The sequence below is a fragment of the Chryseobacterium sp. DT-167 genome, from assembly GCF_058310155.1.
In genome coordinates this window covers 22,895-43,569 of the sequence record NZ_JBZEEQ010000004.1, presented here as the reverse complement: position 1 = coordinate 43,569, position 20,675 = coordinate 22,895, and the positions used below count along the sequence as shown (strand labels likewise).

The 20,675-nt window shown below is 35.3% G+C and carries 21 protein-coding genes; 10 read left to right on the top strand and 11 right to left on the bottom strand.

Annotated features, from left to right (window positions below; all coding sequences use genetic code 11):
• Positions 1-57 precede the first annotated feature (57 nt).
• The gene (locus tag AC4FQ5_RS07035) at positions 58-495 is read left to right on the top strand and encodes a universal stress protein (RefSeq protein ID WP_491141938.1); all 438 of its coding nucleotides are present in this window, start codon (positions 58-60) and stop codon (positions 493-495) included.
• 70 nt (positions 496-565) lie between these two features.
• Here the strand turns inward: AC4FQ5_RS07035 and AC4FQ5_RS07030 are convergent, their stop codons facing one another.
• A complete protein-coding gene (locus tag AC4FQ5_RS07030; protein WP_300355032.1) occupies positions 566-799 on the bottom strand; it encodes a DUF6341 family protein in 234 nt (77 codons plus the stop codon).
• A 42-nt stretch (positions 800-841) separates the two neighbouring features.
• On the opposite strand from AC4FQ5_RS07030, the gene AC4FQ5_RS07025 reads away from it, so the two are divergent.
• Entirely contained in the window at positions 842-1,747 is a 906-nt protein-coding gene (locus tag AC4FQ5_RS07025) for a DUF6427 family protein (protein ID WP_491141935.1), read from the top strand.
• Positions 1,748-1,756: 9 nt separating this feature from the next.
• Positions 1,757-2,341 carry a DUF3109 family protein gene (locus AC4FQ5_RS07020; RefSeq protein ID WP_491141933.1) on the top strand — a complete coding sequence of 195 codons (585 nt, stop codon included), beginning with the start codon at positions 1,757-1,759 and terminating at the stop codon, positions 2,339-2,341.
• A 129-nt stretch (positions 2,342-2,470) separates the two neighbouring features.
• Here the strand turns inward: AC4FQ5_RS07020 and AC4FQ5_RS07015 are convergent, their stop codons facing one another.
• The 3 genes from AC4FQ5_RS07015 to AC4FQ5_RS07005 form a co-directional block, all read right to left on the bottom strand.
• Positions 2,471-5,323: a M16 family metallopeptidase gene (locus AC4FQ5_RS07015; RefSeq protein WP_491141931.1), complete on the bottom strand. Its 2,853-nt coding sequence runs from the start codon at positions 5,321-5,323 to the stop codon at positions 2,471-2,473.
• 166 nt (positions 5,324-5,489) lie between these two features.
• A complete protein-coding gene (locus tag AC4FQ5_RS07010) occupies positions 5,490-6,176 on the bottom strand; it encodes a hypothetical protein (protein ID WP_491141929.1) in 687 nt (228 codons plus the stop codon).
• Between the two features lie 158 nt (positions 6,177-6,334).
• Positions 6,335-7,303, bottom strand: a complete 969-nt coding sequence (locus AC4FQ5_RS07005; protein ID WP_491141927.1) for a T9SS type A sorting domain-containing protein — start codon at positions 7,301-7,303, stop codon at positions 6,335-6,337.
• A 187-nt stretch (positions 7,304-7,490) separates the two neighbouring features.
• Here AC4FQ5_RS07005 and AC4FQ5_RS07000 point away from each other — a divergent pair, with 187 nt between their 5' ends.
• The 3 genes from AC4FQ5_RS07000 (at position 7,491) to AC4FQ5_RS06990 (ending at position 10,135) form a co-directional block, all read left to right on the top strand.
• Complete coding sequence (locus AC4FQ5_RS07000; RefSeq protein WP_491141925.1) at positions 7,491-8,666, top strand: aspartate aminotransferase family protein; 1,176 nt, start codon at positions 7,491-7,493, stop codon at positions 8,664-8,666.
• A gap of 189 nt (positions 8,667-8,855) precedes the next feature.
• Positions 8,856-9,242, top strand: coding sequence for an START-like domain-containing protein (locus tag AC4FQ5_RS06995; RefSeq protein ID WP_300355011.1), 387 nt, complete (start codon positions 8,856-8,858; stop codon positions 9,240-9,242).
• Positions 9,243-9,319: 77 nt separating this feature from the next.
• Complete coding sequence (locus tag AC4FQ5_RS06990; protein ID WP_491141924.1) at positions 9,320-10,135, top strand: aminotransferase class IV; 816 nt, start codon at positions 9,320-9,322, stop codon at positions 10,133-10,135.
• A 79-nt stretch (positions 10,136-10,214) separates the two neighbouring features.
• Here AC4FQ5_RS06990 and AC4FQ5_RS06985 read toward each other — a convergent pair whose 3' ends face one another.
• Positions 10,215-10,796, bottom strand: a complete 582-nt coding sequence (locus tag AC4FQ5_RS06985; RefSeq protein WP_491141922.1) for an N-acetylmuramoyl-L-alanine amidase family protein — start codon at positions 10,794-10,796, stop codon at positions 10,215-10,217.
• Between the two features lie 103 nt (positions 10,797-10,899).
• Positions 10,900-11,448 (bottom strand): YqgE/AlgH family protein, encoded by a 549-nt coding sequence (locus AC4FQ5_RS06980; protein ID WP_491141920.1) that lies wholly within the window; start codon positions 11,446-11,448, stop codon positions 10,900-10,902.
• Between the two features lie 24 nt (positions 11,449-11,472).
• Here AC4FQ5_RS06980 and pdxH point away from each other — a divergent pair, with 24 nt between their 5' ends.
• Complete coding sequence (pdxH, locus tag AC4FQ5_RS06975; RefSeq protein ID WP_491141918.1) at positions 11,473-12,114, top strand: pyridoxamine 5'-phosphate oxidase; 642 nt, start codon at positions 11,473-11,475, stop codon at positions 12,112-12,114.
• A gap of 63 nt (positions 12,115-12,177) precedes the next feature.
• On the opposite strand, the gene AC4FQ5_RS06970 is transcribed toward pdxH, so the two are convergent.
• The gene (locus AC4FQ5_RS06970) at positions 12,178-12,468 is read right to left on the bottom strand and encodes an HU family DNA-binding protein (RefSeq protein WP_300354996.1); all 291 of its coding nucleotides are present in this window, start codon (positions 12,466-12,468) and stop codon (positions 12,178-12,180) included.
• 398 nt (positions 12,469-12,866) lie between these two features.
• Between AC4FQ5_RS06970 and panD the strand changes: the two genes are divergently transcribed.
• From panD to AC4FQ5_RS06955, 3 genes are all read left to right on the top strand, one after another.
• Positions 12,867-13,217, top strand: a complete 351-nt coding sequence (gene panD, locus AC4FQ5_RS06965) for an aspartate 1-decarboxylase (protein WP_050379386.1) — start codon at positions 12,867-12,869, stop codon at positions 13,215-13,217.
• A gap of 3 nt (positions 13,218-13,220) precedes the next feature.
• Complete coding sequence (locus tag AC4FQ5_RS06960) at positions 13,221-14,252, top strand: lysylphosphatidylglycerol synthase transmembrane domain-containing protein (protein ID WP_491141915.1); 1,032 nt, start codon at positions 13,221-13,223, stop codon at positions 14,250-14,252.
• A 116-nt stretch (positions 14,253-14,368) separates the two neighbouring features.
• Positions 14,369-14,944: a TerD family protein gene (locus AC4FQ5_RS06955; RefSeq protein ID WP_491141914.1), complete on the top strand. Its 576-nt coding sequence runs from the start codon at positions 14,369-14,371 to the stop codon at positions 14,942-14,944.
• 130 nt (positions 14,945-15,074) lie between these two features.
• On the opposite strand, the gene AC4FQ5_RS06950 is transcribed toward AC4FQ5_RS06955, so the two are convergent.
• From AC4FQ5_RS06950 to AC4FQ5_RS06935, 4 genes are all read right to left on the bottom strand, one after another.
• Positions 15,075-17,450: an outer membrane beta-barrel family protein gene (locus AC4FQ5_RS06950; protein WP_491141912.1), complete on the bottom strand. Its 2,376-nt coding sequence runs from the start codon at positions 17,448-17,450 to the stop codon at positions 15,075-15,077.
• Positions 17,451-17,789: 339 nt separating this feature from the next.
• Positions 17,790-18,602, bottom strand: coding sequence for an AraC family transcriptional regulator (locus AC4FQ5_RS06945; protein ID WP_491141910.1), 813 nt, complete (start codon positions 18,600-18,602; stop codon positions 17,790-17,792).
• Between the two features lie 195 nt (positions 18,603-18,797).
• Positions 18,798-19,793 (bottom strand): SDR family NAD(P)-dependent oxidoreductase, encoded by a 996-nt coding sequence (locus AC4FQ5_RS06940; RefSeq protein ID WP_491141908.1) that lies wholly within the window; start codon positions 19,791-19,793, stop codon positions 18,798-18,800.
• Positions 19,794-20,195: 402 nt separating this feature from the next.
• Positions 20,196-20,600 (bottom strand): VOC family protein, encoded by a 405-nt coding sequence (locus AC4FQ5_RS06935; RefSeq protein WP_491141906.1) that lies wholly within the window; start codon positions 20,598-20,600, stop codon positions 20,196-20,198.
• Positions 20,601-20,675 lie beyond the last annotated feature (75 nt).

The window sequence follows — 20,675 nt, the reverse complement described above, 5'->3', positions numbered from 1 at the left end:
CATTCAGTCTTTCTATTTTTTCATACCTTTAAAAGACAAATTAAAAAATATGAAAACATGATAAATATAGTTCTGCCAGTAGATTTTGGCGATAAAACAGACCAGCTTGTAGACGGAGCGATAGAATTTGCAAAAAAGGTGAACGGAAAAATCAATCTGATTCACGTAGCACCTACGGATATTGGTTTTGCAATCGGGGATATGGGCTACCAATACTTTCCTGAAATTGAAGAAAACGAAATCAGAGAAGAACTGGTACTCCTCAATAAAATCAATCAGAGAATTCTTGCTCATGATATTGACTGCGAACATCTTTTGAAACAAGGTATCGCAAAAGACATCATTCTGGAATATGCTGACACAAAGAATGCAGACTTCATCGTGATGGGATCACATGGCAGAAGCGGAATTTATGATGTTTTTGTGGGAAGTCTTACAAAAGGAATTACAAAAAGTTCCAAGATTCCTGTATTGGTACTTCCGATTCACGATTAATATTAAAAGTAAACATAAAAAAGACCGATCAAAAAAAATTGACCGGTCTTTTTACTATATAACCAATTAATTAACCTTCTTTTTTATAGATCGTAGGATCGTAATAAGGGTGTTTACCCTCAGTCGGAGAATAATATTCTTTGTCTTTGTCTCCCCCAAGTGTTACCACCAAGACATAGCACCAATATGTAAATAGTACGCAACAAACAAGGAATAAAATCCAGTTGAGTACGTTTCCAAAGGTTGTGAAAAAACCAAAAGACCATTTGAAAACATCACTTAAGAATAGAAAGAAAGACGTCATTATTTTCCTTTTTTAAATTAACTTTGCACAAATTTATAAAAAATGTTTAGATTACTTTCAAAAGAAAGCAATATTTTTTCAATTCCTGTTTATATTGGTTTTCTTCTTTTAGTAGTAATTATATTTAATATACTGAATTTCAATACGTACGAAGCAATCGTTGCGGTTATTACATTTTTGGGGATTGCGCTTGGATATTTTTGTTTCAACACAATCGCGCTTAATTACCAGACGCATCTGCCTTTATTTCTGTATACATTTTTTATATTTGGTCTTTATCCCGGAGCACTGGACATAGGGATTGCTGTGGCATTGCTTACCAATTCGTTTCTTTTGCTTCTTCTTACCAGTACAGATGAAGATCTCAGAAAAAAATCATATGTTTTGGTAGGGTCTATTTTAGCCTTAAATTTCATCTTTTTGCCAACGACATGGCCAATGATTTTCTTTGTGCTGATTCACCTGATCGTTACTTCAGAAAGAATAGGTCTTAATATTTTCAGATTTATTCTTGGAATGTCTTTAATAGCGTTGAGTTATTTTTCACTGATGTTTTTTTTGAACTTCAATGACTGGAATGTAGATTATGTACCCTTCGGAAAAATGAGGTTTATTACAGAATACAAAGAGCTATTGCCTTTGGCTCCAATTATACTGATGCTGATCTATGCCATTTATGACCATTTCAAACACTATAATAAAAAAAGTCCTGTGAGCAGATACAAATATACTTTCCTTCTTGTTTTTTCGTTTGCACAGGTAGTGAGTATTGTGATGTACATGAACACCAATTATGAATATCTACTGCTGCTGGCATTTCCTGTAACGATTATTCTAAGCAGAATGTTGAGGTTTTTACCAAAATACTGGATGCAGGAAGTCAGTTTGTGGCTGATCATTGCCAGTCTGATTGGTTTTAAAGCCGGAACCCATTTCAATTTATTTTAAAAAAAGATTATGATTCAAATAGACGATAAATTAATTTCTGAAGATATTTTCTCTGAAGAATTTGTTTGCAACCTTACCAAGTGTAAAGGTGCATGTTGTGTGGAAGGCGATGTTGGTGCTCCTTTGGATAAAGACGAGCTTGTCATTTTAGACAATATTTTCGATAAAATAAAGCCTTACCTTACCGAAGCCGGAATAAAAGCTCTGGAAGAGCAGGGAACATGGACGACCGACCCCGCCGACGGAATGTATGTAACACCAATGATTGAAGATGCAGAATGTGCCTATGTAACCTTTGACGAAAGAGGAATCACCAAATGCGGAATCGAAAAAGCATACGAAGATGGAGCTGTAGACTGGCAAAAACCGATCTCTTGTCACTTATACCCGATAAGAGTTACAGAATATTCTACTTTCTCGGCTTTAAACTATCATGAATGGCCTATTTGTAACGATGCCTGTACTTTGGGCAAAGAACTTCAGGTTCCTGTCTACAAGTTCCTGAAAACACCTCTGACCAGAAAATATGGTGAAGAATTTTATTCTACTCTGAGCGAAGTAGCTGAAGAGTGGAAAAAGGAGTATGGAAGTTGATGTGTTGTAGAGAAATAGAGTGAGAGAATTGGAGGGTCTGAGTTTGAAAATCTGAAAACAATTCATAAAACAAACCACCGCAGAAATTTTTCTGCGGTGGTTTTTATTTAATCGACTAAGATTATTGAATTATTTTGCTACAGTTGCTTTTACCGTTGTAGTTTCAGCTTTTTTTGGTGCGCTTTCCCAACCGTCTTCCGGCATGAGAGTGGCAACAATCCTGTTTTTAGCCAAATATTTTTTGGCAACATCCTGAAGGTCTTTTACAGTCAGAGCTTTTACTTTTTCCTGATAGTTTAAGATTTCGTACTTGTCGCTTCCGTCCAGCTGGTTTTTAGTCAATGCATTCATCCAATACATATTGTCTTTCATATTGGTTTTGTCGTCATTGTATTCACCTTCTTTGTATTTATCAAGATCTTTCTGATCCGGACCCTTATCAATTAATTTCTGAAGTTCTGCGATAGCACTTTTTGTCAGTTTGTCAGCGTTTTCAGGACCGCAAGGGAAACTGATGCTGAATGAATAACTGTTATAAGGTACTTTAGCCATATAACCTCTCGCTCCACCGCCATAAATTCCGCTCTCATCTTCTCTCAGCTTTTCAATTACTTTGATGGTTGCCACTTCACCTAAAGCTTCTAAAGCAAGTGCTTCTTTCTCATTATAAGGAGCTTCTCCTGCATACACGATCTGCACCATACTCTTAGGATCTTTTCCTTTTTTGTAAACCTTGGTATAGTCACCATATACTTGTCTGTATCCTGTATCTTTATACTTCGTTTCTTTTCCGGTTGAAGGAAGGCTTCCGATATACTGCAAAACTTCGTTTTTAAATGTAGCCTCATCAATATTTCCTACAAAATAGAAATGGAAATTTCCTGCATTCGCAAATTTCTCTTTATAAATATCGTAAGCTTTCTTATAATCAGTTGCTGCCCAGTCTTTCTCTAAAGGAATATAACCAATGAATCTTGGGTTTTTCTGATTTAAGAATTTAGCATGTTCGCTTGAAAAATAAAACTGAGGATTTGAAAGTAAATTGTCAAGCATTGCAGACTGCTTTGTTTTATAAGCATTGAATGCTTCGGGACTGTAATTTAATCCTGTGAAATAAGAATAAATCAACTCCATTGCTGTCGGGAGATCTTTCTGGCTGGTTCTTCCGGAAATTCCTTCTGTTAAAGTTCCAATTGAAGGATTCACGCTTACTTGTTTTCCTGATAGATAATTGGTAAGATCAGCTTTTGAAAAACCGTTTACACCTGCTTCGGATAATGCCTGATAAGCAAACTGAGTTTTATTGTAATCAGCATCAGGAATGATTGAGTTTCCACCAAGACTTCTTGCTGAAAAAACAATTTCGTCGTCTTTAAAATCGGTCTTTTTAAAGGTTACTTTTGCACCGTTTCCTAAAGTCCATGTTGTTGTGCCTAATTTGGCATCAGTTTCAGTTTTAGCAATTTTACCTTCAGATTTGAAAGGTTTTACTAAATTTTTGATTGTTGCTTTTTCTTCGTATGGTTTAAGATCAGCCATTTTTACATTATCGAAAGTCTTCAGAACCATCGCTTCTGTAGGCATCGTTACGTTGTCTTTTTTAGGACCTGTAATAACGATAACACGACTGTCTTCTTTTACCATTTTCTTGATGATCTCATTGGTTTGAGCTAATGTTACGGATGGTAAAAATTTCTTGGTATCTTCATATTCCCAGGCAATTCCCGGCATTGGTTCCTTTTCAAGGAAGTTTCTTACATATTCATCTACCAGCATATCGCTTTCTGTTTTATCACGATTGTTGTAAGATCTTTCCATATTAGACATGATCTGAGCTTTTGCTCTGTCTAATTCGCTTTGAGTAAAACCAAATCTTTTTGCTCTCTCGGTTTCTTCTAAAAGTACATTCAGTGCATTCAGCTGGTTTCCTTCTTTTACCATTGCAAAACCCTGGAAAGCTTCTTTGGTTCTTGCATACGTTCCACCGTGATAAACAGATCCGAATGTGAATGGCGGATTGTTTGAATTCACCAATTCTCTCAGTCTGTTATTCAGCATCGTTGTTGCAACGTTTTCAATAAGGCTCTGATTGTACTGCTCTACCGTAACATCCGGGGTGTAAGCATCAGAATCTTTCATGATAAACTGAACCATAGAATTTGTAGCATCAGGATCTGTTTCTATTGCTACAAGAGTTTCCGGGTGATTCGGTAAATCAAATGTTTTTCTTTCTCTTGGCTTAGAAGGGTTTTTATATTTGCTGAAATTGTCTTTAATTTTTTTCTCAACCTCATCTACATTGATGTCTCCCACGACCACGATCGCCATCAAATCTGGTCTGTACCAGTCTTTGTGGAATTGTCTGATCACATCCGGTTTGAAGTTTTCAAGAACTTCTTTTTTACCAATTGGTAATCTGTTGGCATATTGAGATTTATGCAAAAGTTTAGGTAAATATTTATCAGACATTCTTTTGTCTGCACCTAGTCCTAATCTTAATTCTTCAAGAACAACTCCTCTTTCTTTGTTGATCTGCTCATCAGTAAGAGTAGCATTAAATGCCCAGTCTTCCATTACTTTAAGACCTGCGTCTAGATTACCTGGCTTGTCTAAAGGTACGGGAAGCATGTAAACCGTTTCGTCAAAACTTGTATAGGCATTAAGGTGCTGCCCGAATTTTACTCCGATTGACTGTAGAAAGTCTACCAGCTTGTTGTCGGGGAAATTTTTGGTCCCGTTGAAGTTCATGTGCTCCATAAAGTGAGCAAGACCTCTCTGATTTTCGTCTTCAAGAATAGATCCTGCATTGATTGCCAGACGGAAATCTACCTTCTTTTCCGGCAATGTGTTTTTTTTGATGTAATACTTCATACCATTCGGAAGAGTACCTGTCTTTACAGAAGCATCCATCGGGATATTCTGTGCGAATCCATTAGCTGAAGCCATAAAGACAACCCCTAATGACAATAGAATTTTTTTCATATAGTGAGCATTTAAATTTTGCGGGATAAAAATATACATTATTCACAATTATAAGAAATTTAAATGTTCATTTTTTAGTTAAATTACCGTTAAAGTTTATAATGAAACAGGTGAAAAACAGAAAAGACCGGAATAAATCCGGTCTTTTTAACATAATATTTTTATTTTACTTAAAATCGGCGTCACTCACTCCTGAGTTTAAAGTAACTTTATTGGTTTTGATTGTCACTTTCTGTCCGTTTCCTTCAGCTTCTATTAATTCAGGGAATTTTATTCCGTCTACTGTAATATAGCTTCTCATGATAGCGTCTCCTTGTCCTGTTCCTGCTTTGTAAAGTAATCCTGTAGCTGCATCAAAATAGAATTTTCCTTTATCTGATGACAGTACATTGTAATCTTTGCCATCAATTTTTTCTACAGTCACAGTCTGAAACTTTGAAGCTTCATATCCTAAAGCATCAATTGTTTTGCTCTTTTTTAGTTCTTCTATCTGATTGGCAGGAATATCATTTTTAGTTCCCATCTGATTCATGTATCCCTTTTCGCCATCAAACACCTGAGTCATTTCCTGTCCCATTACTGTTTGAACAGATTTGAATTTATTTCCCATTTTTTTGGTGGTCGAGTTGATATCCATTCCTTGCGCAGTAATGGTATTTTCGATGATAGTAGATTTTACAGCCTCTAACTTTGCTTTACCACCTAGTGCGGTGAGATAGTTATCAATCACCTGCTGCGGAGTGATCTGAGATGCCGAAGCCGCAGTTTTTACAGTAGCCGTAGATGTTTTTTGTGCCATTGCCGGTGTAGCAAAAACCACTGCACAGAAAAACGGAAGAATTATCTTTTTCATATATTAATATTTATCTTTTCAAAGATGTAAAGATAAGAATATTGATTGATACACAATAATTTCTGGATCTCAACTTTGTTGCATCAGTAAAATTTACAGCTCATCGTGATCCGTAAAGCTGTTCTATTATATAGTTTTTTTACTGATTTGCTGTTCTTTTACTCTTTGATAAATTTTACAGAAGCTGCATTTCCGTTTTTATTGATTATCTGCAAGATGTAATTTCCTTTTGGAAGGTTTGAAACATTCAGCTGTGGGTTTTTTAAACTGTTATTTCCGGAATAAACCTTTTGACCTGCCATATTAAAGATATGGAATTCTGATGCCTCTTTTGCTGATTTTACATACAGGTAATCTTTGGCGGGATTAGGATAAACAGACAGTCCGCCGTCTATTTCTACAGATTTTACCCCCAAATTATCAAGAGAATTTATTTTTACATAAGAAAAATTACCATTGGTTACACTACCTGATCCCTGCCAACAGGCCGAAAAAAGAGTGCCGTATCCTGCAGCCGTGTTCGTGCTTGTAACAGAGTGCATAGATGCTGAAGTAGCATTGCTTCCCAGATGGCGTATTTCTATAATCAGATTTCCACCGTTATACAAGTAAGGAGTATTGAATGCTAAGGAATAACTGAAAGCATTTGGGTCGCTGCCAGATGTAAATGAACCTGCAGGTATCAGTAGGCTTCCGGACTTTACCAGTGTTTGAGTCCCTGTGATGTTTGCTGCAAAATTGAGCTGTCGGTTTGCCGGGTCTACTCCGTTACTGAGATAGATCTCATAGCTGCTAAAAGTAGCGTCTGTTGGAGGCCAGGGTGCAGATGCAGAACTCAGAAGTCTGAATGAGATGGAGGTAAGATATTTTCCCGTTAAAGTCGTAAGCTGGGTATCATCAATCAGCATCTGATATGTTCTTGCAGAATTTGCGAAAGGACCTAAAAAACTTCCGGAAACATTGCTGTCCGGTATCACTTTTGAAGTTTGTGCTCTTAATGCAGAAGAATTGAAAAACGTCAAAACTAAAGTTAATAAGAACATAGCACTCATGTTTCTTCTTATTGTTTTGAAAAAGATTTGCATATTCTTTTCCTTTGTTTCTGTAAAAAATAGATTTGTTTGCATGTGGTATATTTTTGATTATCATAAAGATACAATAATATTTCATTATAATGATGTTTATATGCACAACATAATATATGCTATTTGATAGATTGATATGCTTATAGAGAAATCCGTTTATTCGACATAATTAAATTTTACCATCTGACTTATCTTTTTTAGCTTTGCCCTAAATTTTTCATCCATAGAAATGCAAAAAGATTTTTTTAAATATCAGGCACAGACCACGCAGTTTGCCGCAGGTTTTGAAGTGGAAAAAGCGGAGGGAAGCTATATTTTTGGGAAAGACGGTAGAAAATATCTTGATTTTGTTGCGGGAGTTTCTGCCAATACTTTAGGTCATTCTCATCCCAAAATTATCAGTGCTATCAAAGAACAGGCAGACAAATATCTTCATGTCATGGTCTACGGAGAGTATGCTCAGGAAAAACCAATAGAGTTGTGCAGAATGTTGGCTGAGGCTACGCCAGATCCTCTGGAAATAACCTATTTGGTAAACAGTGGAGCAGAAGCCATCGACGGAAGTTTAAAATTGGCTAAAAGATACACCGGAAGGGAAGAAATTGTTTCTTTCAAAAATTCTTACCATGGAAACACACACGGAGCGTTGAGTGTTTCAGGAAATGAATATCACAAAAGAGAATTTCGTCCGTTGTTGCCAATGGTTTCCTTTATTGAACTTAATAATGAAAATGATTTTGATAAAATAACAGAAAAAACAGCCTGTGTTATTCTTGAAACCATTCAGGGTGCTGCAGGGTTTTTAGTTCCTGATGATGATTATCTGATTAAACTTAAAAAGAGATGTGAAGAAGTTGGTACTCTTTTAATTTTAGATGAAATTCAGCCAGGCTTTGGAAGAACGGGGAAATTGTTTTCTTTCGAACACTTCGGAATCGTTCCTGATATTTTAGTAATGGGCAAAGGAATGGGTGGCGGAGTTCCTGTGGGAGCTTTTATGAGTTCAAAGAAAATCATGGAAACTCTTTCGCATTCACCAAAGTTGGGACATATAACGACTTTCGGAGGAAATCCTTTGATTGCAGCCGCATCTCACGCTACTTTAAAAGAAGTTCTGGAAAGCGGACTGATGAATCAAGTGGCAGAAAAAGAAGAACTGTTCAGAAAAATTTTAATCCACCCGAAAATTAAAAATATCAACGGAAAAGGCTTAATGCTTGCCGTAAATCTTGGAACTCCGGATTATACACTGGATGTTGCAAAAAGATGCATGGAGAAGGGTTTGGTTGTCTTCTGGCAATTATACAGAAATGAATATCTGAGAATTTCACCACCACTTACCATTTCTAAAGATGAAATTGAAGAAGGATGTAAGATCATTCTGGATGTACTGAATGAAAACTAAATAATCTGGAAACCTCTTAATTAAGAGGTTTTTTTGTGAGATATGATTAAATTAAAAACAAAAAACAGGAGGAAAAAATCTAAATTTATTTTTCTGATAAATATCATTGATAATGCATAAAAATCTATTTACTTTTTTGTGTAATAAAAAAATTAATTTATATATTGCGTGACGTTAAAAATAAGTTATATGGCGAAACATAAAGTCCATTACGAATTCCCAATGCATTGTCTTTCAGAGATTTTGTATGAATATTTGGCTAGCGCTGAGGGATTATCCGAATGGTTTGCAGATGATGTAATAGAGAAAGGTGACGATTTCTATTTTAGTTGGGGTGGTGGTTCTGAAGAAAAAGCGACTTTGATCAGATACAAGCCTGAAAGTTTCGTGCGTTTCAGATGGGAAGAAGATGAAGGTACCAAAAACTTCTTTGAAATGACCATCACAATCGATGATATTACAGAAGATCTTGCTCTCAATATTACAGACTTTTGTGAAGAAGGTGACGAAGAAGAAAATGCTTTGTACTGGGAAAACCTGATCGAAAATCTAAGAATAAAATTAGGTGCTGCTTAATATTGTAAGCAGCCTGACTTAATGGTAAAACTGATGAACGATTTATCGTTCATTATTTTTTTATAAACAATCATACTTTGGATAATACATATTTTATTTCAGAAGAGCTCGAACTGAAAAACAGAGCGTTTCTTTTGGGAGATGCTGTGAAGGTTTCATTCTTTGTAAGAAATTCTAAGCTTATCATGGATGAAGAATGCTATTTCTTCCTAATGGCATCTATGAGAAAAATGAGGATGAATATTCCTTTAGCTTATACTTTAGAATTTTTTCAGAATCTTTTTAATGAAAAAGTAATTCAGGAAAAAAAAATAGAAAACGGGATCATCAATTTTCTGGTCTACAGAAATTCTGACGGTGCGATATTATCAAAATCTAGCGTTTCCTATTTCTTTGAAGTAACCGAGATGGATGATGTTTTGGCAGTAAACGGCAGACCCTTGCAGCTTGATTTAATTAAAGAAATCAATGTCAACAACAATCTTTTAAGCAACATCAGAGTACATTGTCCCGAAAATATCTATGCAGGAATTTATGCAGAGGAAAACGATCTGGATGATGTCATTCTTTTAAATCCTAATAAAAGAATTGCACGTTCTACTTCAGGAAATCTATTGTTTCTGGAAGGAAATACTATTAAAGTTCCCAAGCATTCGGAAGGAGCTTACATTTCTCCGCTGCTCGAAAACTTTGTAACATTCCTTCATAAAAATAATCTTGCCGACATTCAGGAACATGAGATTATCGCTTTTGAATCTCAAAAAGCTGAAGAGATATTAATGATTTCTGACGAAAAAGGAATTTTTTCTGTGAAAAAAATCAGGAATAAAACTTTTGAAAACTCCAGATTTCTAGAATTGGTAGAAGGCTGGAAGAGTAGTTTCTCGAGCTAAATTGACAAACCCGGTAAACAACAGTTACGTCCTTTACCGGGTTTTATTCTGATACAATCAGAAAAGTGTATCATTTATATTATTTTTCAGCAATAATCTCAACGAATTTTTGAGCAATTTCTTTTTGCCCGGCTTCACTACTCAGATAATTTCTATCTTCAGTATTATTTAAAAATCCTAGCTCTACTAATACAGCGGGAGATTTTGATTCTCTTAATATATGAAGATTCTTCTCTTCGATATGACATTCACCAAATTTTTTTGAAATTTTTTCAGCTAAAGATTTAGACGCTTCAGAATTTTGAGTAAAGATCTCGTGTCCTTTTCTTGTTGATTCTTTTGCAGGACTTCTATTGATATGAAGAGAAATCACCATTTCAGGATTCAGCTTATTTATCATTGCAGTTCTGTCAGCTAACGTTGCGAAAGCATCAGAATCTCTTGTAAGAACTATTTCGTAATCATCCTGAGCTTGATCATATTGTTTTATTTTTGAAGCAATATCAAGAACAATTTGCTTTTCAGAAATGCCGTCATAGATTGCTCCCATATCATTTCCGCCATGTCCGGCATCAATCATTATGATTTTCTTATCGATTGGTTTAAAGGATAAAAAAGCAACAGCAAAAAGAGGGATAATAAATAATTTTTTAACGTTCATAGTTTAGTTTTTATTTATCAAAGAACGTGGAAACTATGTTAAAAATTATGTAACGAATACTTAAAATTTGTTAAATATAGAGCGCTTCTTTGTGAAGTAATGACTAGTTTAATGAAATGTCTTCCGGAGCATTTGCCCACAAAAGAAATTCACCACCAAGGTTTTGCATAATCGATTTCCATAAAGTCTGATCATTTGGAAGGGTATAATCAAGATTGTAAACGTCTACAACCGTCCACATTTTACGGTTTATTTCGCTGTCAAGCTGTAATGCTCCCCACCCGGAATATCCGGAGAATATTTTAACATCATCAATGCTGATTTCTTTGCTTAGAACCGAATTGATCACTGTTTCAATATCTTCAGTTACATAAAATTCAGGATTAATCTCCGTGTATATTTCTGAAACCTTCTTTCCTTTAATGATAAAAAATACTTTTTCGTTTTCTACCGGTCCTCCATCATAAACTTCTATTTTAAAATCGAAGAAGTTCTTGAATCTTCCGCTCATCTTAGAATTCTTCTTATTCAGGATCAGACCAAAAGCCCCATTCTCATCATGTTCGATGATAAGGACTACTGATCTGGAAAAAATATCTCCGGAAATATCAGGTGTGGAAATTAATATTTTACCTTTGTATGAGTAATTCATACTCAAATTTAATAAAAATTATTTATGGAAAACCTTCATGATAAGAGAAAAATATACGAAAAATCTCAACTTATTGAAAGTGAGATTAAAGAGAATCCGATCGAGCAGTTTAGAGACTGGTTTTTGGATGCGTCATCAAATCCGACGGTTTCTGAGGCCAATGCAATGGCAATTTCTACGCTGGAAGATGATGGCTGCCCGAGAACGAGAATGGTTTTGCTTAAAGAATATACTTACGAAGGTTTCATTTTTTACACCAATTACGACAGCAGAAAAGGAAAGGCAATCGAGAAAACACACAAAGCCTGTCTTCATTTTTTCTGGCCGGGTTTAGAAAGACAGATTATTATTAAAGCAGATTTAGAAAAAATTGCTGAAAATTTAAGTGACGGATATTTTCATTCCAGGCCGAAAGGAAGTCAGCTTGGGGCAGCTGTTTCTCCACAAAGTAAAGTCATTCCGAACAGAGAATTCTTGGAAGTGAAATTAAAAGAACTGGAAACTCAGTTTGAATATTCTGAAGTTCCGAGACCCGAAAACTGGGGAGGATATATTGCAAAACCTTACGAAATTGAGTTTTGGCAGGGAAGACCCAATAGATTGCACGACAGGATTATCTATTCACTGAAAAATATCGACTGGGAAATTTCCAGATTGGCACCGTAATACCGTCTTCCAATAAAAAAACCTCATCGGAAGATGAGGTTTGCATTTTTATGATCAGGTTGCTTATTTTTTCTTAACACCTGAAACTGCAGTTGCCAGATCAGCACCAGCTTTAAATTTAGCTACTTTCTTAGCAGCAATTTTGATCGGCTTCTTGGTTGCAGGGTTGATTCCTTGTCTTGCAGCTCTTTCAGATACAGAGAATGTACCGAATCCTACTAAAGACACTTTTCCGTCTTTTTGTTTCAGTGTTGTAGAAACGTTAGAAATAAAAGATTCCAAAGCAGCTTTTGCCGCAACTTTAGTAATTCCTGCATCTTTCGCAATTGCGTCGATTAATTCAGACTTGTTCATAATTTTTATATTAAAAGTTAGTTAGTAATTGTAGCAAATATAAAACAATTTTCAAATTGTGCAAATTTTTTCTAAAAACTTGTAATTATTTTTTGTTTTGACTTGAAAAAGATCAAAATATCATAATTTCAGATTTTACGAAAAATCTACGTTTCGAGATACTAAAATCATGCCAACTGCTTATGCTTATTGGCTTTCCAAAAAAGATAATATTAATTTTTATATTTATTAAATCCTAAATTCAATATCTGGTTTTGAGTGTTTTTAAGATTTCTTTGAAAGATATGTAACCGGATACAGAATATATTATTTTGTTCTGAATTAAATGTTTGTTTTTCTGGTAGTTCTAAAATTTACTTTACCCTCATTTTATTAAATATTATTAATAAATTTGCATTATGTTAATAGAAGTATTTAAATCTAAGATTCACAGGGTAAGAGTGACCGCCTCTGACCTTAATTATATAGGAAGCATAACGATTGATGAAGAACTTATCGAAGCTGCAGGTTTGGTTGTAGGAGAGAGGGTTTATATTGTCAACGTGAATAATGGAGAGCGTTTTGATACTTATGTGATCAAAGGCAAAAGAAAATCAGGAGAAGTATGTCTGAATGGTCCTGCTGCCAGAAAGGTGCAGAGAGACGACATCATCATCATCATTGCTTACGCACAAATGACTCCTGAAGAAGCCAAAGATTTTCAGCCGAAAATCGTTTTCCCGGATGAGAAAACTAACCTTCTTACCTGATTCATGGAAAAAAAATCGACCAATCCTTTAAAATCTGTTCTTACCATTGTCATTTCACTGGCGTTTGCAGGATTTTTTCTGTGGCTCGCTCTCAGAGGTTTTGATTTTGACGTGGTGCAAAAATCCTTATCAAAAGCCAATTATATGTGGGTTCTGTTTGCCGCAGTGTTTGGTGTTTTAGCATATTGGTTCAGAGCTGTCCGCTGGAATTTATTGCTGGAACCGATGGGGCACAGTATTTCAACTTCTAATGCATTCTGGACGATCTCTTTCGGGTATTTGATGAATTTAACGATTCCGCGAAGTGGCGAGGTTGCACGGGCGACAGCTTTATATGGCGTAGAAAAAGTTCCTGTAGACAAATCTTTCGGTACAATTATTCTGGAAAGAGTCGTGGATCTGGTTTGTATGATGGGATTTTTAGGATTGACATTAATCTTCAAATACGATGCAATTCTATCATTTTATGAAAACTCGGATATTAAAGTCAATCCAAATAAAGTTCTATTGGTAGTTTCCGCTTTAGCTGTAGGTGCAATTTTGTTTTTTGTTTTTAAAAAGAAACTTTCTAAAGTTCCAATATTAGGCAAAATCATCGGCTTTATTGATGGAATTCTACAAGGTTTAACATCAATATTTAAATTAAAGCAAAAGGTAAAATTTATACTTTATACATTAGGAATCTGGATCTGCTATTATATGGCGGCTTATCTCGTGTGTTTTGCATTACCGGAAACCTCAGATTTTACCATTGCTGACGGATTTTTCATCATCGTAGTCGGTACTTTGGGAATGATTGTTCCTGCAAGTGGAGGGATCGGAGCCTTTAATCTGGCAATGAAGTACGGTTTTATGGCACTGTTTATCTCAATGGGAAAAAACGCAGAATTCGGAGGTGAAATGGGATTGACGTATTCATTTATCTCGCTTCCTTTACAAATTGTGATTATGCTGACAACAGGATTGCTATCGATTCCGATGCTGGCAAAAGCAAGAAACAAACTTGATGCAGAGACAGAATTAAGATCTGTTTAAAATTCTAATTAAAATATATAGCCTGGTCTTCTGATTGGGCTTTTTTAATGTTTTTTTAACCTGATTATTTGGAAAATTGCTAAATCAAAACTATCTTAGATTTAAAGTACAAAACTATGGCAATTAACTTACAGAAAGGACAGCGAATTGATATCGGGCTTACAAAAATGACGATCGGTCTTGGTTGGGACCCCAATGAAGGGACGGGCTACGATTTTGATCTTGATGCTTCTGCGATTATGATTGATGCTCAGAGAAAACTGGTAAGTGAAGATTATTTTGTCTTTTACAACAATCTGAGTTCTCCTGAAGGCGCTTTAACCCATACAGGTGATGATCCGAGCGGTAAAAACAGCGACGGAGATGATGATGAAGCGATCATGATTGATCTTGAAAAAGTGGATTCCAGAGTTGAGGAAATTCTTTTCGTCGTAACGATTGAAGATTTTGAAAGAAGAAGACAAAATTTTGGACAGGTAAGAAATTCATACATCAGAATTGTTGATCAGAATAATAATCAGGAGATTGCAAAATATGAACTTGACGAAGATTTTTCTATAGAAACCGGAATTGAATTCGGAAGATTATACAAAAAGAACGGCAACTGGAAATTTGAAGCTTCGGGAATTGGCTATCGTGCTGATCTGGGTTTCTTTTTAGAGAAATATTATAAAGGAGAGATCATTAAATAAACTAAAAACTATATTGAAAAGCATACTTTTTTAGTTTAGGATTCAGTATTTCAATCTAATTTTAAAGCTAATTTTACCAATCAATTTTCAAAAAGAAAAGCGATAACCACAGTTATCGCTTCAAAAAAAACTAACTTCCACCACCGGCTCTGCCTGATTCCTCAAACTTCACCTGTTTGGTTGCTCCTTTTACATTGTTGTTTCCGAATTTGTAGGTTACAGAAAGGTAAATGTTTCTCGTAATTCCTTTACTATAATATTCGACATCATAGTTTGGGTAATATTCTGTTCCTTTGTCACGGTTGGTATTCAGTAAATCATTGACGTACAGATTGATCATTAAGTTTTTCTGCATCAGATTTAGTTTTACACCGGAATATGCTGAGAAATTACCATTAAAGTATGTATTTCCGCTTCTGTTGGGAATGTTGCTCCATAATCCAAGCATGATGGTGACGGTTTTTTCTTTGTTTAAAAAGAAATTGTTATCAAAATTAAAGTTGGCTCCATATCCTGCAGCCGCAGCAACTGCTTGTGGATCGTAAGATTTTGATTTGGCATAAAAACCGTTCACGAAAACATTAGATTCCAGCCATTTTAGTTTGTTGTAATTGTATGAAATATTGATTCCCGCCTGATCTTCATTGTAAAAGTTTTTTACAATGTTGTATTTCTGGTTTCCTTCAACAACCTGAATTCTGTCTGAATTGTTTTTGTTGTAATTATAATAAGCAGTAATGTTGAAATTATTTTTTAGAACATACCCGAATTCCAGATTATCTGAGAAAGACGGTAATAAATAAGGGTTTCCGGTTCTGTACTCAAACTCTGAAATAATGTATTTAAAAGGATTCAGATTTCCAAAATACGGTCTGCTGATTCTTCGCGAATAATTTACAGAGAATGTATTGTTGTCATTTGCTTTATAGCTCAGATATGCGGTAGGAAAAAATTTGCCGTATTTGATGTTTGTGGTGATGTTGTCGTTGACAGAGATTCCTTCCAGATTGGTGTATTCATATCTCAATCCGGCTTTAGCATCCCATTTTTCGTTGATTTTAAAGCTTGTGGAAGCGTATGCAGCATAGTTTTGTTCGTTATAGAAAAAGTCATTGCTTCGAACGGTGTTTCTGATATTCTGCCCGTTTTCAATATCAAAAAAATTGAAGTAGGAATCATTTTTAATGGTCGTATATTTTAATCCGGCTTCTGTTTTTATTTTCGCAAAATTCTTTTCAAGATCTGCCTGTCCGGAGTAGATTTTATATTGACTTATAGGATTTACAAATGATGAAGTTGTAACATCGGTAATTGTATTGTAAAAGTTTTTTGCATTGGCATCGTTTAGCATTACATTCGCTGAAAGACTCAGTTTGCTTCCCAATGTATCTAGTTTTAGATCATAAAAAGCCGTGGCATTGTGTACTTTTCTGATATTTCTATTGTTAGAGTCCGAGTAAAAATCCTGTTGAACATTATCAGTCTGTCTTTGAGTATAGTTTTTTGCCTGTTCTATCGGATTGCTGTATGAATAATTGTAATTGACCCCTACCAGATTTTTATCGTTGATTTTATATTCACCTTTTATATTTCCGCCTTTGTAGCGGTAGTTATTTGAGCCTCTGCTGTCGGTATTCCAATAATCTGTATTTCCTTTTCCTATAAGGTAATTGTATGATTTCTGTTCCCAATAGTTATCACCTAAAGATAAGTTGGTTGTGATGGAAAGTTTTTTACCCTGATAATTAAAGCTTGCTCCGCTTCTCGTGGAAACTGCCGGTCTGTTCCAGTAATAACTCCCGGATGTCTGCAAAGAGCCGTTCCATCCGAGACTTGTATTCTTTTTTAAAACAATATTGATCAGTCCGCTTTTTCCTTCCGCTTCATATTTTGCGGGTGGGGTAGTGATTACCTCGATCTTTGCAATATCATCTGATCGCAAAGTTTTAAGATAATTGATCATTTCCTGTCCGGAAAGATTAAGTAATCGATCATTGACCATAATTGCGACATTACTTTTTCCTGCAATGGAAATTGCGTCATCGGTTGCACGAACCATTGGGGTTTTCGCCAAAGCTTCCACTGCATCAATTCCCTGGGAGGCAACAGAATTTTCAACATTAAAAACCAATCGGTCTACTTTTCTTTCAAAAAGTTTTTTCTTCGCCGTCATGGTTACCCCTTCTATTTTTTGTTCGGCAGGTGTGTTTTCTTCTTTTATTTCAACGTTCTTAAGGAGATTTCCTTTTACGGTAATGTTTTCTGTGTTTGTGGTAATACCGTCTTTGATGATTTGTAAAATATAATTTCCATCTTCTTTCAATGGAATTTTAAATTTTCCTTTTTCGTCTGTGATGGCAGAGAATTTCAAATTTTCTTTGGTTAAAAGAATTTCTGTATCAATAGCCGGCTGATGAGATTTATCGGTGATGGTTCCTTCAATACTTTGCGCGGACATAAATGCTGATGAGGCAATCGCAAAAAGAAAAATCATTTTTTTATTCATTTATATTATTTTACTGATAAGACAGTCGTCAATGATGAAATATTACAACGTTGGGGGAAATATTTTGTAAGTATTTGATTTTAAGTGAGATTTTTTCTTCTTTACCTGCGGGTTTTCAATTCTTTTCCTAAAAATTAAAAATTCTATAGTTGTAATTAATAGATAAACTATTGATAAAATAACAAAGGTCGTGAGAGCACTGTGCGAATGATAATCAATTGATAAATTAATAATAAATGAGGAAAGCAGATGGCAGTGCCAAAAAAGTAAAAACACAATCTTTTAATCTGCCATTAATTTTTCAATGTCGGTCGGTTTAAAATAAAAGCCAACAAGTTATTAACGACTGTCGGCAAGTTCTGTGGGTGTTACTCCGAAATGTTTTTTGAAAGCGTATGAAAAATGCGATAAGTTTTCAAAACCTGTTTCTAAATACACTTCAACAGGTTTTCTATTTTTTTCGGTAAGTTGGTAATGTGCCAATTCTAAACGTTTTTTTGTCAGCCAACGTTGCGGTGTTGTGCCGTAAATGGCGTTAAAATCTCGCTTAAAAGTTGACAAACTGCGTCCTGTCAGGTAACTAAACTTTTCCAAAGGCATATTAAACATAAAGTTCTTTTCCATAAAATCTGCTAACTCAATTTTATAGGGTTCTTCAAAGTTTGCCAATATGTTGTCAATGCTTTTGTCAATCGTTCTGAGGATAGAGATTGCTTCCGTGATTTTTAATGAGGCAATATTTTCTGGAAATTTTTCCTGCACATCAAAGTAAGGTATCAGCGAAGCAAGGCAACTTTCTAATAATGGATGTTTATCAAAGCTTAGAATTTTTTGTGTGGCGGCAACTTTTGTTTTTACCGTCTCATTGGCGTAGAATGCTCTAAGCCGGTCAATAGACAAGTGCATTACTACCGACTTGTGTGGCAGTCCGTCTTTTGGATAATTGATAATTGTCGCCAACTGATTTCTCGGAATAAGAAAAATATCACCTGATGTAAACAAGTAACTTTGGTCTGCCTGAATGATCTTTGTTTCACCCGAAATGAACCACACAAGTATGTGATGATCAAAAACGACTTCTGTTTTAAATAGCCTGTCTTCGTAAGAAGAAAGTTTAATGTCGTCTGTTATATATTTTAGATGAAATTCCATATTGTTTGTGTAGTTGCAAAGGTACAACTATCAATTAATGCTAAATGACTATTCTTTATTTTGACCAACGATAAAAGTAGCCACGAATTCTCGAATTTAATCTTTAATTTTCTTTCGAATGAAAATTTTTCCTGATTTTAGGTGAAAAAAATCGTGCATTCGTGGCAAATGATAATTAGTCCGCTTTTTAGACAATCACATAACTTTAAATGTTATACCTGTCAATGTTTCGCTTAATTTCCACAAACGTTTTGCATTGGATTCATCTAGCGAGTACGGTTTTACTCCTGCTGAAACGTTTGGGCTCAAAGCTAATTCAGCAATGTTGGTGTCTTCACAATATACACCGCCAATGTTGTCTAGTTGCGTACTTGTTGCACACCAGATTGTTGTAGATGCACCCTGCGGAATTGTTTTGAGTGAGGCGGTCACTTCGGGTAACATATTTCCTTTTTCATCGCAAAATCCCATTTTTACAAATAGTTCTAATGGTGCTTCTCTTCCTAATTCTGTTCCTGCAATAGAACCCGGATGCAAAGAATATGCTCTTACACCAAACTCTTTTGCCCGGTTGTCTAATTCAAGAGAAAATAGATTGACAGCGGTTTTTGATTGCCCGTAAGCTTGCAGGGTTTCGTATTCCCGATGTTCAAAATTCGGATCGTCAAAATTGAAAGGTGCAAATTGGTGTCCTTGCGAAGAAACATTGATCACTCTTGCTCCATTGGCTTTTTTTAATGCGGCCCATAATTTAGCTGTGAGTTGGAATTGTGCCAAGTAATTGACGGCTAATTGAGACTCAATTCCACGATTGTCTCTGCGTAAGGGAACCCACATAATTCCTGCATTGTTGATAAGCAAATGCAATGGTTTCTCTGAAGCCAAAAACTTTTCAGCAAATATGTCAATAGATGTAGGGTTCATTAAGTCCATTTCTACGATTTCGACGTTAGCAATTTCTTGCAGATTTTTTTTGGCTTTTTCAATGTCTCTTGCCGGAACAATGACTGTTGCACCCGCTTTTGCAAGCATTTTGACTGTTTCCAATCCGATGCCTGTATTTCCGCCTGTTACAACGGCAGTTTTGCCTGTAAGGTCAATTCCTTTCATTACTTCTGCTGAAGTTGATTTTGCGTTGAAGTTCGAACCAATCGGATGCTGTAATGCTCCGCTGTAATTTGTTTGTCTCATTATTTTTAAAATTTTATTGAGACAAAGGTAAATGGGATTATTTCAGATGACTTTGTTCAAAAGTCCGGATATGCTTTGTTTAAAAGTCCATTAGTTGATGCTGCTTTTGTCATTCTAATTTTCTTTCTTTTGATACTGCAAAACAAAAAATTTTGTGTCGTACTAAATGGCGTTGTATGGTCTTCTGTTACTGTCGCCACCACCAATATCAAAGATTTTAGTATCTTTTGTGATGCCAAAAAAGAAATAAAGGCAAGTGAAGTTTCGGGGATTTGCGATGTTGGGGATTAGAATTCCGTCAGTCCAAATTTAGTACAATAGTTTCATTGAAATTATTAATGTCTAATTACTTTTTTTTGTTCCAATATTGCAAAAACCGGTGTTATAGGTAGTGCTTATTCTTTATGCGAATTTCTTTTTTGCATCATCACTTACAGGTGTGAAAAAGTTAATTAAATTCCCGTCCGGATCACGAAATAATAATGACCGATTACCCCAAGGCATTGTTGTCGGTTTCTGAACAATTTCGTTTGTTAAACCTTTAATCATTTCGTAGTTATCATCTACATTCTCAACAAGGAATTCTATAATAATACTTTTGTTAGTCGCAGGTTCAGCAACGCCTTCTCCGAAGAAAGCCAGCGTTCGTGTGCTTCCAATTGCCAGAGTAAAAGACTCAGATATCAGCTCTGCAAAGTCATCTGTTGCCCATTTGGCTTTTGTAGCTGTTGCATCCTCAAAAAACTGAACCAATCGCTTTATGTCAGCGGTAATTATTCTTACTGATACTAAATTTGCTTTACTCATTTTTCTTTTTGTTTTTAAATTAATAATAACACAAAAGTAGAGTGGCATTATGACAACAGTATGTCAGTATGGTAA

What these genes read in the sequence shown, in the direction of transcription:
- AC4FQ5_RS06960 (WP_491141915.1), top strand. Translation starts at nt 13,221, where the DNA reads ATGGAAAAAAAATCGACCAATCCTTTAAAATCTGTTCTTACCATTGTC.
- AC4FQ5_RS06995 (WP_300355011.1), top strand. Translation starts at nt 8,856, where the DNA reads ATGGCGAAACATAAAGTCCATTACGAATTCCCAATGCATTGTCTTTCA.
- AC4FQ5_RS07000 (WP_491141925.1), top strand. Translation starts at nt 7,491, where the DNA reads ATGCAAAAAGATTTTTTTAAATATCAGGCACAGACCACGCAGTTTGCC.
- AC4FQ5_RS07030 (WP_300355032.1), bottom strand. Translation starts at nt 799, where the DNA reads ATGACGTCTTTCTTTCTATTCTTAAGTGATGTTTTCAAATGGTCTTTT.
- AC4FQ5_RS06955 (WP_491141914.1), top strand. Translation starts at nt 14,369, where the DNA reads ATGGCAATTAACTTACAGAAAGGACAGCGAATTGATATCGGGCTTACA.
- AC4FQ5_RS06970 (WP_300354996.1), bottom strand. Translation starts at nt 12,468, where the DNA reads ATGAACAAGTCTGAATTAATCGACGCAATTGCGAAAGATGCAGGAATT.
- pdxH (WP_491141918.1), top strand. Translation starts at nt 11,473, where the DNA reads ATGGAAAACCTTCATGATAAGAGAAAAATATACGAAAAATCTCAACTT.
- AC4FQ5_RS06945 (WP_491141910.1), bottom strand. Translation starts at nt 18,602, where the DNA reads ATGGAATTTCATCTAAAATATATAACAGACGACATTAAACTTTCTTCT.
- AC4FQ5_RS06980 (WP_491141920.1), bottom strand. Translation starts at nt 11,448, where the DNA reads ATGAATTACTCATACAAAGGTAAAATATTAATTTCCACACCTGATATT.
- AC4FQ5_RS06985 (WP_491141922.1), bottom strand. Translation starts at nt 10,796, where the DNA reads ATGAACGTTAAAAAATTATTTATTATCCCTCTTTTTGCTGTTGCTTTT.
- AC4FQ5_RS07005 (WP_491141927.1), bottom strand. Translation starts at nt 7,303, where the DNA reads ATGCAAACAAATCTATTTTTTACAGAAACAAAGGAAAAGAATATGCAA.
- AC4FQ5_RS06950 (WP_491141912.1), bottom strand. Translation starts at nt 17,450, where the DNA reads ATGAATAAAAAAATGATTTTTCTTTTTGCGATTGCCTCATCAGCATTT.
- AC4FQ5_RS07010 (WP_491141929.1), bottom strand. Translation starts at nt 6,176, where the DNA reads ATGAAAAAGATAATTCTTCCGTTTTTCTGTGCAGTGGTTTTTGCTACA.
- AC4FQ5_RS06940 (WP_491141908.1), bottom strand. Translation starts at nt 19,793, where the DNA reads ATGAGACAAACAAATTACAGCGGAGCATTACAGCATCCGATTGGTTCG.
- AC4FQ5_RS07025 (WP_491141935.1), top strand. Translation starts at nt 842, where the DNA reads ATGTTTAGATTACTTTCAAAAGAAAGCAATATTTTTTCAATTCCTGTT.
- AC4FQ5_RS07020 (WP_491141933.1), top strand. Translation starts at nt 1,757, where the DNA reads ATGATTCAAATAGACGATAAATTAATTTCTGAAGATATTTTCTCTGAA.
- panD (WP_050379386.1), top strand. Translation starts at nt 12,867, where the DNA reads ATGTTAATAGAAGTATTTAAATCTAAGATTCACAGGGTAAGAGTGACC.
- AC4FQ5_RS07015 (WP_491141931.1), bottom strand. Translation starts at nt 5,323, where the DNA reads ATGAAAAAAATTCTATTGTCATTAGGGGTTGTCTTTATGGCTTCAGCT.
- AC4FQ5_RS06935 (WP_491141906.1), bottom strand. Translation starts at nt 20,600, where the DNA reads ATGAGTAAAGCAAATTTAGTATCAGTAAGAATAATTACCGCTGACATA.
- AC4FQ5_RS07035 (WP_491141938.1), top strand. Translation starts at nt 58, where the DNA reads ATGATAAATATAGTTCTGCCAGTAGATTTTGGCGATAAAACAGACCAG.